This window comes from Accumulibacter sp. (assembly GCF_029255125.1).
In the GTDB taxonomy this organism is placed as follows: Bacteria; Pseudomonadota; Gammaproteobacteria; order Burkholderiales; family Rhodocyclaceae; genus Accumulibacter.
The window spans coordinates 1-13499 of the sequence record NZ_JAPUVR010000016.1 but is presented as its reverse complement, the minus strand read 5'-3'; the positions used below and the strand labels follow the sequence as shown (position 1 = coordinate 13499).

At 62.7% G+C, this 13499-nt stretch carries 11 protein-coding genes and 2 tRNA genes; 7 read left to right on the top strand and 6 right to left on the bottom strand.

Annotated elements, in window-relative coordinates; translation table 11 throughout:
• Positions 1-107 precede the first annotated feature (107 nt).
• The 5 genes from Q1L59_RS16675 to acnB all read left to right on the top strand — a co-directional run bounded on the left by Q1L59_RS16675 (position 108) and on the right by acnB (position 5519).
• Positions 108-296 (top strand): cytochrome b/b6 domain-containing protein, encoded by a 189-nt coding sequence (locus Q1L59_RS16675; RefSeq protein ID WP_366145602.1) that lies wholly within the window; start codon positions 108-110, stop codon positions 294-296.
• Between the two features lie 26 nt (positions 297-322).
• Positions 323-898 carry a YceI family protein gene (locus Q1L59_RS00600; RefSeq protein ID WP_300327353.1) on the top strand — a complete coding sequence of 192 codons (576 nt, stop codon included), beginning with the start codon at positions 323-325 and terminating at the stop codon, positions 896-898.
• A 22-nt stretch (positions 899-920) separates the two neighbouring features.
• Entirely contained in the window at positions 921-1487 is a 567-nt protein-coding gene (locus Q1L59_RS00595) for a YceI family protein (RefSeq protein WP_300327352.1), read from the top strand.
• 167 nt (positions 1488-1654) lie between these two features.
• Complete coding sequence (locus Q1L59_RS00590) at positions 1655-2674, top strand: tRNA-dihydrouridine synthase family protein (protein ID WP_300327351.1); 1020 nt, start codon at positions 1655-1657, stop codon at positions 2672-2674.
• Positions 2675-2912: 238 nt separating this feature from the next.
• Complete coding sequence (acnB, locus tag Q1L59_RS00585; RefSeq protein WP_300327350.1) at positions 2913-5519, top strand: bifunctional aconitate hydratase 2/2-methylisocitrate dehydratase; 2607 nt, start codon at positions 2913-2915, stop codon at positions 5517-5519.
• Positions 5520-5922: 403 nt separating this feature from the next.
• Here the strand turns inward: acnB and Q1L59_RS00580 are convergent, their stop codons facing one another.
• Positions 5923-6609 (bottom strand): YceH family protein, encoded by a 687-nt coding sequence (locus Q1L59_RS00580; RefSeq protein ID WP_300327349.1) that lies wholly within the window; start codon positions 6607-6609, stop codon positions 5923-5925.
• 296 nt (positions 6610-6905) lie between these two features.
• Here Q1L59_RS00580 and arsS point away from each other — a divergent pair, with 296 nt between their 5' ends.
• On the top strand, positions 6906-7904 hold the full coding sequence (arsS, locus tag Q1L59_RS00575; protein WP_300327348.1) for an arsenosugar biosynthesis radical SAM (seleno)protein ArsS: 999 nt from the start codon (positions 6906-6908) through the stop codon (positions 7902-7904).
• Between the two features lie 72 nt (positions 7905-7976).
• The gene (locus Q1L59_RS00570) at positions 7977-9914 is read left to right on the top strand and encodes an HDOD domain-containing protein (protein ID WP_300327347.1); all 1938 of its coding nucleotides are present in this window, start codon (positions 7977-7979) and stop codon (positions 9912-9914) included.
• A gap of 918 nt (positions 9915-10832) precedes the next feature.
• Here the strand turns inward: Q1L59_RS00570 and Q1L59_RS00565 are convergent.
• The 5 genes from Q1L59_RS00565 to Q1L59_RS00545 all read right to left on the bottom strand — a co-directional run.
• Positions 10833-11270 carry a DUF1178 family protein gene (locus Q1L59_RS00565; protein ID WP_300327346.1) on the bottom strand — a complete coding sequence of 146 codons (438 nt, stop codon included), beginning with the start codon at positions 11268-11270 and terminating at the stop codon, positions 10833-10835.
• A 38-nt stretch (positions 11271-11308) separates the two neighbouring features.
• A tRNA-Leu gene (locus Q1L59_RS00560) sits at positions 11309-11392 on the bottom strand.
• Between the two features lie 70 nt (positions 11393-11462).
• A tRNA-Gly gene (locus Q1L59_RS00555) sits at positions 11463-11538 on the bottom strand.
• A gap of 83 nt (positions 11539-11621) precedes the next feature.
• Positions 11622-11897, bottom strand: coding sequence for an HTH domain-containing protein (locus tag Q1L59_RS00550; protein ID WP_300327345.1), 276 nt, complete (start codon positions 11895-11897; stop codon positions 11622-11624).
• 108 nt (positions 11898-12005) lie between these two features.
• Positions 12006-13499, bottom strand: a 1494-nt coding sequence (locus Q1L59_RS00545; RefSeq protein WP_300327344.1) for a nitric oxide reductase activation protein NorD, incomplete at its 5' end; no start/stop codon positions are given.

Genomic DNA, 13499 nt, shown 5'->3' with positions numbered 1-13499 from the left:
CGCGTCTTCGCCACGCCCCCACCGCAAGCGCCTTGAGCTTGGCCAACGCACATCGTGCCCTTCTTCCTGCAGGAACAAACCATAGCGCTACCGTCTGCTGACGGGTTGTGGGAAAGGGTAAGCTGGTACAGAGGGACAGGGAGCTCGCTGACCTGCTGCAGAGACTGCACTTTGTGCTGAATCTCTGTCTCGCCGCACTCGTCGTCGTACATGTTGCGGCCGTTCTCAAGCACCGCCTGCTTGACCGGGACGAGGTATTTGGGCGTATGCTCCCGTTTCGCGCTGGCAAGCGCTGACGCCTCACGTGGAGCCCGTGTCGATCATGCCTGTCTGCTTACGCTGCGTTCCCGCCCTCCTTGCCGCATTCGTCAGCAGTCCTGTAGTCGCCGCCGAATTCAACCAATTGCTCAGCCACAAGAGTTCGCTGAGCTTCGTGTCGAAACAGATGGGCGTTCCGGTCGAAGGTCGGTTCAGAACCTTCTCGGCTGCGCTGGCGTTCGATCCCGCCCGGCCAACCGCGGGGCAGGCGCGCGTCAGCCTCGATCTGGCCAGTGTAGACGCGGGTTCGCGTGAGGCTGACGACGAACTCGTCGGCAAGTCCTGGTTCAACGTCAAGGCGTTTCCCACCGCCAGCTTCGTCTCTACGGCGATTCGCCCCCTTCCCGGCGAACGATTCGAGTTGACCGGAAAGCTGACGATCAAGGGCCGGACACAGGATCTGAGCGCACCTTTCACCTTCCGTCAGGAGAGCGGCAACGGCGTGTTCGACGGCGCCTTTACCCTGCGGCGTCTGGACTTTCTGATTGGCGAGGGCGCTTGGTCGGATGTCGGTGTCGTTGCAAATGAAGTACAGATCAAGTTCCGTTTTGTCGCTGCCCCGGCCGCGGCGAGCAAGTAGCCAGACCTGAGAAGGACCGCCCATGAGACGTTCGCTCTTCCTTATTCCTTTAGCGCTGTGCGCCGGCCAAGCAGTGGCGGCGCCGGAGACTTACGCGGTGGAACCCAGCCATACTTACCCACGATTCGAGTATAGTCACTTCGGTTTGTCGACGCAGGTCCATCGCTTCAACAAGACCTCGGGGATCATCGTTCTCGACCGCGCCGCGCGAACCGGCGCGGTGGACATCAGCATCGACGCTCGTTCGATCGATTCCGGCTATGCCGTGTTCAACGAGCATTTGCAAGGGGAAGAGTTCTTCGACACGGCACGCTATCCAACGATCACCTACAAGTCGACAGCAGTCCGGTTTGACGGCGACAAACCCGTTGCCGTCGACGGGCTGCTGACGATCAAGGGAATCACCAAACCGGTTTCCTTGACGGTAACGTCGTTTCACGCGATGCCGCATCCGATCCTCAAGAAGGAAGCGATTGGTGCGAACGCAGTGGCTCGCATCAAGCGTTCCGACTTCAAGGCGAGCAAGCTGACGCCGCACGTCAGCGATGAAGTCAACCTTTCCATCGCGGTTGAAGCGATCAAGTTGTAGTCCGGAGAAGCCCCTGATGAGGCAGGGTGATGCGCAGCACGTTTCGGCAAGCACCGCGCGATCGGCGGCGCGATTGCTTCATTCAATGCCGCTGGTGAGTGGGCGACATTCGAATGAGCGCTGACCGCCCGACGGGGCAGGGCGCGCTTGCCGATGAGGCATCGGGCATGGGAAGACTATTACTTGCACCCATGGAAGGTTTGGTCGATGAGGTGCTGCGCGATGTGCTGACGCGAGCTGCCGCTTACGATCTGGCGGTGACCGAGTTTGTCCGCGTTTCCGGCAGTCTGCTGCCAGCGCGCGCCTTCCACCGCAGTTGCCCGGAGCTCGCACGTGCCAGCCGCACGCGCTCCGGCACGCCCGTCGCGGTACAACTCCTCGGCAGCGACGAACACTGCCTGGCTGAAAATGCGGCGCAGCTCGTCGCCCTGCAGCCGGCCGGAATCGATCTCAACTTCGGCTGTCCGGCACCCCGAGTCAATCGCCACGGCGGTGGCGCAATGCTCCTCGCCGACCCCGAACGGCTCCACTGCATCGCGGCCACTGTCCGCCGGGTGGTGCCGGAGAGCATTCCCTTGACCGCCAAGATGCGGCTGGGAATCAAGGATACCGAGCGCACCCTCGATTGCGCACGGGCGCTTGCCGCCGGCGGCATCGTTTCTCTCGTCGTGCACGCGCGTACCAGGCTCGAAGGCTATCGGCCGCCGGCACACTGGGAATGGGTCGCGCACATCGCCGACGCCGTCCAAATCCCAGTCGTCGCCAACGGTGAAGTATGGAGCGTACACGACTACGCCCGCTGCCGTTCGCTGAGCGGTGTTTCCGACGTCATGCTCGGGCGCGGCGCGGTAGCCGATCCGTTTCTTGCCGAGCGCCTGCGTGCGCTGGCGAACGTTGGCGATAGGCGGCGCACGCCGGGCATTGATCTACGCGCGGCAGCGATGGTGGACTGGTCGGCGGATTGGCAGCGCTTGCAGCCGCTTCTCGCCATCTACTGGCAGCAGACGCTCGGCAAGGTATCGCCCGCGCGCGCGCCAGGTCGGCTGAAGCTCTGGCTGCGCGCCTTGCAGCGAAATTTCCCCGCGGCCGGCGAACTGTTTCGCGCCATTCGCAGCCTGCAAAGGGTTCACCAGGTGAGCCAGGCCCTGGTCGGCCACGGTATTGCCGGAGAGCAAGCGAGTGGCTGATTCCAGCACCGGATTGGCGCCTGGCTAGCACCGCGCTTCCCGCGGCGTGGTCGCGGCCCGCTCAACCTGGTGCGTATGCTGATCCGGTAGAACGGAATGGGCGAAGCGCTTGTCTTATAGAACACATAAGACATTTGCCCAGTGGTCGACAGTCACCGCGGGCTGCGGCTGCCAGCGGGGTCTTGCAGTACAATTGCCGTGTTTCCCCGCCTTACCATCTTTAAGAAAGGACGTCGCCGTGCTCGAATCCTATCGTGCCCATGTTGCCGAGCGTGCTGCGCTTGGCATCCCGCCTCTGCCGCTGACTGCCAAGCAGACCGAGGAGCTTATCGGACTGCTCAGAAGCCCGCCGCCGGGTGAAGAGAAGAACCTGGTTGATCTCATCACCTATCGCGTTCCGGCCGGGGTTGACGATGCGGCCAAGGTCAAGGCGGAATTCCTCGCACGCGTCGCCAAAGGAGAAGAAACCTGTGCCCTGATCTCGCAGGCGAAGGCGACCGAACTACTCGGCACGATGCTCGGCGGCTACAACGTCAAACCCTTGATCGATCTGCTGGTCGGCGCGAATGGCGCAGTCGCGGCCGAAGGTCTGAAGAAGACGCTGCTCGTCTTCGACTACTTTCACGATGTCAAGGAGCTCGCCGACCAAGGTAACGATAACGCCAAGGCGGTGCTGCAAAGCTGGGCCGATGGGGAGTGGTTTACCTCGCGTCCGGAGGTTCCCGCGCGGCAGAAGTTGACCGTCTTCAAGGTCACTGGCGAAACCAATACCGACGACCTGTCGCCCGCCCCTGATGCCTGGTCGCGGCCGGATATCCCGCTGCACGCGCTGGCCATGCTGAAGAACCCGCGGCCGGGAATCGAGGCCGACAAACCAGGCGAACGCGGCCCGATCAAGCAACTCGAAGCGTTGGGCGGGAAGGGCAATCTCATCGCCTACGTCGGCGATGTCGTCGGAACCGGTTCGTCGCGCAAGTCGGCGACCAATTCGGTGCTCTGGTTCACCGGCGAGGACATTCCGTTTGTTCCGAACAAGCGTTTTGGCGGCGTCTGCCTCGGTTCAAAGATTGCACCGATCTTCTTCAACACGATGGAAGATGCTGGCGCCTTGCCGGTTGAAATCGATGTCGGCCAGATGGACATGGGCGACGAGATCGAATTGCTGATCGACGCGGCCACCGCCCGGGTGACCGCGCTGAAGAACGGCAACGTGATTGCCGAAGCGCAACTCAAGACGCCGGTCATTCTCGACGAAGTGCGTGCGGGCGGGCGCATTCCGCTGATCATCGGGCGCGGCCTGACGACGAAGGCGCGCGAAGCGCTCGGCTTGTCGCCGTCGACGCTGTTCAAGCTGCCGCAGAACCCGGCTGATCCGGGCAAGGGCTACTCGCTGGCGCAGAAAATGGTCGGACGCGCCTGCGGCTTGCCGGAAGGGAAGGGCGTTCTGCCTGGAACATATTGCGAGCCACGCATGACGACGGTGGGCTCGCAGGACACGACCGGTCCGATGACGCGCGACGAGCTGAAGGATCTCGCCTGCCTTGGTTTCTCGGCCGACATGGTGATGCAGTCGTTCTGCCACACGGCGGCTTATCCGAAACTCGTCGACGTGCGCATGCACCGCGAGCTTCCAGGCTTCATCAGCACGCGCGGAGGCGTCGCTCTGCGGCCAGGGGACGGTGTCATCCATTCCTGGCTCAACCGCTTGCTGCTGCCGGACACCGTCGGTACCGGCGGCGATTCGCATACACGTTTCCCGATCGGCATTTCCTTCCCCGCAGGTTCTGGCCTGGTCGCTTTTGCCGCTGCGACCGGCGTCATGCCGCTGGACATGCCGGAGTCGGTTCTCGTCCGCTTCAAGGGCTCGCTGGCTGAAGCGGGCAAGCGTGGCGTCACGCTGCGCGATCTGGTCAACGCAATTCCCTATTACGCCATCCAGGCCGGCCTGCTGACGGTCGAAAAGAAGGGCAAGAAGAACATCTTCTCGGGTCGAATCCTGGAGATTGAAGGCCTGCCGGACCTCAAGGTCGAACAGGCTTTCGAACTCTCCGACGCCGCCGCCGAACGTTCGGCAGCCGCCTGTACCGTCGCGCTCAACAAGGAGCCGATCATCGAGTACATGCGTTCAAACATTACGCTGATGAAGTGGATGATCGCCAACGGCTATCAGGATGCACGCACGCTCGGGCGGCGAATCAAAGCGATGGAAGCGTGGATTGCGCAGCCAGATCTGTTGCAGGCCGACGCCGACGCTGATTATGCCGCAGTGATCGAGATTGACCTGGCGGACGTCGGCGAGCCCCTCGTCGCGTGCCCCAACGACCCCGACGACGTGAAACTGCTATCGACCGTCGCCGGCGATAAGATCGACGAAGTCTTCATTGGTTCGTGCATGACCAACATCGGCCATTTCCGTGCGGCCGGCAAGGTTCTCGAAGGGAAGACGGACATCCCGACCCGTCTGTGGATTGCACCGCCGACCAAGATGGACGCAATGATCCTCAACGAGGAAGGCTACTACGCCGTGCTCGGCAAGTCCGGTGCGCGCATGGAAATGCCTGGCTGCTCGCTGTGCATGGGGAACCAGGCGCAAATCCGCAAGGGAAGTACGGCGATGTCGACCTCGACGCGCAACTTCCCGAATCGCCTCGGAATCGACACGCGCGTCTACCTGGGGTCAGCCGAACTCGCCGCCGTCTGCGCCTTGCTCGGCCGGATACCAACGCCGACCGAATATCTTGAACAGGTGCAGGCGGTGAATGCCAAGGCGTCCGATGTTTATCGCTACATGAACTTCGACCAGATCAAGGAGTTCAGCGAAGTCGCGGAAACGGTCAGCGTGTAGAGGCTGCGAGGCGCCGACAAGGCAAGCGGCGCGCCGGTCCTGTCGCCAAACGATGGGGCCGGTGCGCCGCTTTTTCGTTGTTGCGCCTCGACCTTCAACAACGGGCGACCAACTCGGCGCCGCGCACTGCGCGGACGGCGCTCGCGTGGTAGAGAGGAAGAAGGGCCAAGGATGCTGCCGTCGCACGACGGTCGACCGCGCGCCGGTCTGTCCGCGGTCTTCGGCCAGCGGTCTTAAGGAGCAGTAACAGGGTTCTCATCGGTGGTTTTCGCGTCTCCGTACTTTACATAATGCGCATTATGCGAAATAACGTATTGAGCAGTGTTGAGCAGCCAATTGGTCAGAATCGGTCAGATCTGCACCGCGCGTGCTGACTTCGCCCAACGGCAATTCGTTGCCGGGCTCACGCGCCATCCGGATCGGCAATTCCCAGTTCGTCCTTGAGGCGCTTGACGCTTTCACGCAAGACAGCGACATCCGCTTCGAGGCGAGCAAGATTCGCCTTTAGGGCGCGAACTTCGCCAAGCGTTACGTAATCGCCAGGCAAGCCAACAGGTGCCTCGGTGGGCGCCACATCAGCAGTCTGCGCACCGCCCAGCAAGTGAGTCCAGCGGTTTTCACGTGCTCCTGGTTGCCGCGGAAGCTCGGCGACCAAGGCGCCGGTAGAACGCGCCGCCATTTCCTCAAGAAAACCCTGAACCGTTGAAAGGTCGGCAAACCGATGTAGTCGGTCGCAGTTGATGCGCAACTCGCCAGCAGTCTGCGGTCCGCGCAACATCAACACGGCGAGCAGTGCAACCGATGGCGACGGCAGGCGGAGCACCCGCTCCATGTTGTGTGCGTAGCGAGCGACGCGACTGCCCGTCGATTCGATGACCAGCGCCAGGCCTTTCAAGGAATCGATCGCGCTGGCAATTTCGCTTTCGCTGGTTTCGATGATCGGCTGCCGGCTCGTTTTCTGATTGCAGCCGGCAAGCAAGGCGCTGAGGCTGAGCGGATACGTGTCAGGTACCGTGTGCTGCTTCTCGCACAAGACACCAAGAACGCGCGTTTCAAGCAGCGACAATACAGGCAGGACGGCAGGAGTCATACAGTGATGGGGCTGAAGTGGATCGGATTCCGTTGGCGACAGTGGATGGGTCGTGAGCCGGCCTGACGACCGACCGCGGATCGCACGGCGGCGCATGCACGACGCTGGCGGGAAGCTTGTCACTGGGGCTAACCAGCATTGGACGGGATAATACCTCCTCGTCGTCTCCTGACAAAGCGCGCCGGAATGTCGTATCGTGCAGCTTCGCCACGCCTGTCACCATACCGATCCGACGCGCGTAAGGAAAGCTGCGATTCTTCGACCAAGCGGTATCGAGAAACCGGAGGAATGAAACCATGCAAGCAACGCTACACCTTCTCAGCGCGACCGACTTCCCTGCCCTGACCCGACGCTCGCTCGAGATCGTGCAGATCAACCTCGGCTACCGCTGCAACCAGAGTTGCCAACACTGTCACGTCAATGCCGGCCCGCAGCGCCAGGAGCAGATGAGCGCCGAGACGATCGCTGCCGTCCTCACCTTCGTTGCAGCCAGCCCGCAAGTGCAGGTGCTCGACCTCACCGGTGGCGCGCCCGAGTTGAACCCGGGTTTCCGCGACCTGGTCAAGGCCGGATGCGAACGCGGGTTGCGGGTGATCGACCGCTGCAACCTGACCATACTGGAGGAAGACGGGCAGGAGGATCTGGCCGAGTTCCTGGCCGCCCAGCATGTCGAAATCGTCGCCTCCCTACCCTGCTACCTCGAGGAAAACGTCGACCGGCAACGCGGCAAAGGCGTCTTTGCCGCCAGCATGCGCGCGCTGCGTCGCCTCAATGCGTTGGGCTACGGAGTTGCCGGCAGTGGCCTGGTGCTCAATCTCGTCTTCAACCCACAGGGGCCAACGCTGCCGCCGCCGCAAGCCGCATTGGCTGAGAGTTACAAAGCGCGTTTGGCGGAGGAACACGGAATCGTTTTCAATCAACTGTTTACCTTGGCCAATATGCCGATCCAGCGGTTCGGTTCGCTGCTCGTCTCGCGCGGCCAATTCAACGCCTACATGCAATTGCTGCGCCGAGCACACCGTGCGGAGAACCTCGAACACGTGATGTGCCGCCGTCTCATTTCGGTCGACTGGCAGGGCTACGTGTATGACTGCGACTTCAATCAGCAGCTTGGTCTGCCGATCCCGGGTCGCCGCGGAAATCGCCAACATATCCGCGAGCTTGCCGCCCGTCTGCTGGACGGTCGACCGATTCACATCGCCGATCACTGCTACGGCTGTACGGCCGGACAAGGCTCCAGTTGCGGCGGTGCGCTGGGCGACGATGTCGCTCCAGCGCCGACCTGCCGAAGCTGATTTTACAGCGTTATCCCTGTCGGCCAAGTTTGTCGCATAATCTGATAAAAAGGTGTCCAACGAGAACCACACTTGATCAGTTTTGTCGATCCGGATCGATACAAGTCGTTGAAGGCGACGGGCAAGCTCCCGTCGCCCAAGGGCGTCGCGTTTTCGATCATCAAGCTGCTGCAACGCGATGACTATCGCGTTGGCGAACTCGTCCGCCTGGTGCAGTCCGACCCGGCCATTGCCGGACGGCTGCTGAAGTTCGCCAATGCCGCGGCGTTCGGGCGGGCGCGTCCGATCGTCTCGTTGCAACGCGCGATCGTCGCACTCGGCGCATTCCACGTGCGTGATCTGGTCGTCGGCCTATCGGTCATGCATAGCCATAGCAGCGGACAGTGCGCCGCTTTCGACTACCCAACGTTCTGGGGCCATTCCTTGGCCACCGGCATCGCCTGCCAGGAACTCGCGCACGTCGCGCAGGTGTCGAGCGAGGAGATCTTCACCATCGGTTTGCTCGCGCGCGTCGGCGAACTGGCGATGGCTTCGTTGTTCCCAGCCGACTACGCCGAGATTCTGCGCGAAGCACGACGCACGCAGGCTGACCTGCGCCAGCTCGAGCGCGACGCCTTTGCCATGAATCACAGCCAATTGGGAGCAACGATGCTGGCCGAGTGGGGTCTGCCGGAAATGCTGATCCAGGCTGCATACCATCATGAGCAACCTGACCTTGGCGGTTTCCCCGATGGCTCGCGCCTGCAGACCTTGACCCACTCGCTGCATTTTGCCGGTGCGCTGGCCACCGTCTGCACGGCTGACGAAGAAGCGCGCTGGGGCCTGCTGCCCGGCTTGTTGACCCGGGCAGCGCGCCTGGGAATTAGTGGTGATGCGCTGAACTCGATTGTGGATAGGATGGTCGCGCGCTGGCGCGAGTGGGGTGCCGTGTTACAGGTGCGCACGCAAGAGATCCCGCCTTTTGCCGAGGTGCTCGCGGCGAATCCGCCCAGCCGCCGGATTAGCGCACCGACGGCGTCGGAAGCACCGGAGAGCGCTCCGGCGCCACGCCTGGCTGTCCAGTTGATCGGCGTTCCGCTGCCCGAACTGGAAGCCCTGATGCGGCACATCGAGGCTCTTGGCCACCAACCGGTCCTGGTCGAAAGCAGCGCAGACGGACTGAAGCAAGCACTTCGGCAACCGGCTCAGATAATTATCATCGACATCGAGATGCCTGATCTCAAACCAGCGGCATTCTGTCGTATCCTGCGCCAGACACCGGCTGGCAAGGAGGCTTACGCTCTACTGCTGGTTTCCGCGGGCGGTGAAACCCACATCCTCGAAGCGATCGACGCCGGTGCCGACGACGTTCTGGTCAAGCCCTTCACCGTCCAGACGTTGCGCGTGCGACTCAACACCGCAGCGCGCATGCTGTTGCTGCGCGAGGAGATGCAGCGCGAACGACGGGGAATCGTGCGCTCTGCCGGCGAGTTTGCCGTAGCCCACAAACGCTTGCTGCAGGACGCACTGACCGACACTCTGACCCAACTTGCCAACCGCCGGCACGGTCTGGACTTCCTTGCCGCCGAATGCACCTTTGCCGCAGCCAATGGCTTGCCAATGGCCTGCTTGCTCCTTGATATCGACCACTTCAAGCGGATCAACGACAGCTATGGCCATGCCGCCGGAGACGCCATTCTGCAGCAACTTGCCGACCTCCTCAAGCGCACCTCGCGCACCGAGGATCTAGTTTTCCGCTATGGCGGCGAAGAATTTGCCGCAGTGCTGCCCAATGCAGCCCCGCGCGCAGCAGTGCAGATTGCCGAGCGGATTCGCGCACTTGCCCAACAGTACGACTTCCGTTGGGAGGGGCTGTCGGTACGCGTGACGCTAAGCATTGGCGTTGCCAACCTGCAGCACAATCGCCAGGACAGCAGAAACCTGATCCAGGCGGCCGACGCCGCGCTCTACAAGGCCAAGAGAGGCGGGCGCAATCGCGTAGTCGTCGCCGAAAGCCCGGCTGCACGGTGAACCCGCGAGACAGGCGCCTTAACACGGCCGGCGACGAAGAAGGCCAGGTCAGCGTTTGCGGGGACGCCGCAGAAAACGGAAAGCAAACGTAGTCCAAGGCGGTTGCGGGGGCCGTAGCCGCCTGAACCTGTCGCGCCTACCTCTTGTTGCGCTGGTAGCCGCGCCAAAGGCATCGCCAGGAGCCCAGCAGGCGCATCAGCGCGAACATGCCTTGCGTGCAACGATATGAAACCGACGGCGGGATACGTGGCCCTGGTGCCGGGAACCGGCACCTTTCACTAACGCCCGTCAATAGCGGCCGAAAACCGCCCCAGAATCAGGCGCAGCTGAAAATTCGGGCACCAAAATTGCTAAAGCGGAGCGGGGTCAAGGGCGGGCGCCAGCCCGGCGCAGCAACGCCTTCACGCGGCGGAGGGACGGCCATGCCGACCTACGCCATTTTCTCCACCAGATCGCCGCGGTTTCTCACCGCCATTGACCGCGCCATCTGCCAAGTGATTGGCACCACGTCTTACCGGTTTCCTCGGTAACCAGCTCGACCTGATTTGAGCATCGCATCTTCCTTGAGTCGCCGACTCGGTGAGTGGCCATACAGGCGAATCGCCTGGCCATCCGAGCTCAGTTCATCCTGCGGATACGCCCCTTCTCGCCGGCGGTCTCGATGTTTCCCACGCGTGTGTCTCATCGAACCGGCGCCTCCCACCGCGATGCACGGCCAGATAGCGATAGCCGTGATCGATTAGCCAGGCTACGTTGCTCTCTTCTGACACGACCCTTTTGCGGTCTTTGCGCGTCTTTGGGCGCCCGCGCTTGCCCTTCCCTGCCCTTCCGAGATCCGTCCTGCCGGGGGTTCTCTTCACCTGACCGCCGGCTGACGACGAACGGCCGCGCGCGAGGCCCTGACGAGTGGCGCTCAGTTCAGTGCAGATTCTCCGCCTTGAGCAACGGCAAGCGCATTACGTCAATGCCTTCGTCACGCAGCATTTCATACTCGTCCTGGCTGGCGTGTCCGCAAATCGAACGTCTCGGTGCCTCCAGATAATGGATCCGGCGCGCTTCGGCAACGAAATCCGGCCCGACATCCTCGCAGTTGGCCAGCAACAGGTTAGTCAGTTGTTTGTAGGCATCAATCACGCCACCCTGCACCTTCGGCCCCAGCACATGCGAAGTCTCCGACCGCTCAGACGGCTTTTGCCGGGCTACGTGGAGCGCTGATGGAATCCGGCGCACCTCCAACGAAGCGCACTGCGGGCAGTTGACCAGACCACGCTCGAGCTGGCAGCGAAAGTCCTCAATTGACTGGAACCAACCTTCAAAGCGATGGTCGTGCTGGCACGCAAGGTCAAAGATGATCATCTGGAGGCGCGGGGGAAGGGCCTGCGGTTGACGACGGGTACCCGGAGCCGGGGTCGAACCGGCACGACCGTAAGGCCGAGAGATTTTAAGTCTCTTGTGTCTACCTGTTTCACCATCCGGGCGCTACGGCTCATTATACCCGCCCCGAAAACAAAAAAAGGGAAAGTGCGTGCGCACTATCCCTTTGCATTCTGGAGCGGGAGAAGAGTCTCGAACTCTCGACCTATACCTTGGCAAGGTATCGCTCTACCAACTGAGCTACTCCCGCAGACAAACGAGACGGCCGGCTTGGCCTGTCCCAGAGCCGCTCCGCGGCCTCCCGATGTGCGGTCGGCAGGAGATGCGTCCCGACTACCAAAGGGTCCGCGGATTATCCATCCGGGTACGAGTGCTGTCAACTAATCTGCCGTGCGCCAGTCGCTCTTTTGATCGCACCCGGTAGCCACCGTACTCCTGGTTGAAATCGATCGGCACCTGATAGCGATTGCGCAACTCGGCAAGATCGCGGTTGAGCGTCGCACGCGAGATGCCGAACTTTTCCAGCAGTTCGCTGCGATAGACGATGCGCCGCCGGCCCAGGAGTTCCTGAATCTTATGCAGGCGGTCGATCCGACGGCTTTCAGTCATGGCTTTCCTCTTCTCCGTGATGACGTACGACTGATCCGGGCCGGATCGGCCACCGGTTCAGCGAGCATGCCGTAACGCGTTGCGGCTGCGCCGTGCAGGCGCCCTTCCCTAGCGGGTCAGCGCCATGAACAACTCGGGCAGGCGTTGGGGGAGACGTTCGATATGGTCGATCACCGAATAGCGTCGGCCAAAGATGTCGCCGACGTAGTCGTCGGCTTGCCGGTCGAGGCTGATGCAGAAGGTGAAGATGCCCTGCCCGTCGAGTTCGCCGACGGCCTTGCGGGCGTCTTCGATCAGGCGGCGCTCGTCCGGTTCGTCGACGTCTGCCGGCTGGCCGTCGGTCAGGACGAGGAGCAGCTTCTTGCCCGCTGGTCGCGCCTGCAGATAGTGCGCGGCGTGCCGCAATGCAGCGCCCATACGCGTCGAGTCGCCCGGCCGGATCGCCGCCAGGCGCCGTTTGACGGTTTCGCCCCAGGGCTCGCTGAAGCCCTTGAGGTGCAGGTAGCGCACCTCGTGCCGGGTGTCGGAGTGGAAGCCGGCAATGGCGAACGCGTCGCCCAGTTGCTCGATCGCCCAGGCGAGCAGCGCGACGGCTTCCTGACCGAGTTCCAGGATCGTTTGCGAACTCTCCGGAAGCGGATCGCCGAGCGAGCGCGAAAGGTCGAGCAAAAGGAGCACGGCGAGGTTGCGGCCGCTCGTGCGATGGCTGAAGTTGATCCGCGGATCGGGTACGGCGCCGCTGCGCAAGTCGGCCAGCGAGCGCAGCGCGAGGTCGTGATCGAGGTCGGCGCCGTCTTCCTGATAGCGGACACGCACCCTGTCCGGCGGCCGGAGGAGGTCGAGAAGGCGCTGCAGGCGGCGGGCGAGCCGCGCGTGCTTGGCGAGCAGGCGATCGATCAGCGTCGCATCGCCGGGCGCATGCAGGCTTTCGTAGAGGCTCACCCAGTCGAGCCGGTAGCTCTGGCTGCGGTAATCCCACTCGGGGTAGTGACGCGGCGGCAGGTGCATGATTTCGTTCGCCACTTGCCGCGCACGCGGCGTCGCGAAGAATTCCTCGTCGTCGCTCAGTTCGTGGTAACGCCAGAGGTGGCGGTTGTCGTCGCGGTAGTCGACCCGCGTATCGGTGAAATGGACGGTCGGCAACTGATCGTCGGCGCGGCGCGTGCGCGCGAGGTAAGCCAGCGCGAGCGCTGCCATCGCTTGGCTGCTCGCCTCGCCGCCGGCCATGGTCAGCGCGAAGCGTCCGGCGAAGTCGTGCAGGTCGGCGTCGCGATAGCCATGCTGCGGGTCGAGGATGGCGCGCGAGAGCATCGCCACACGGTGGCGCAGGCAGCAAACGCGCGTCGGGTCGCAGGCGTCCGCGAGCGGTTGCGGGTGGAGGGCAAGAAAGATTCTTCGCAGGCCCGGGTAGCGGCGGACGATCAGCGCTTCGATGCGGCTGTCTTCAAAGGTCTCGATCGCCAGCCGCTGTTGCGGGCTGAAGTTGTCGGCGATGAGCGGCTGGCTCCAGCGACGATGACCCGCGATGTGCGCGAGCGCTGCCTGGTAGCGGTCGATGCCGCGTACACCGTGCGCGTCGTCGAGCACATCCGGCAGGCGGAT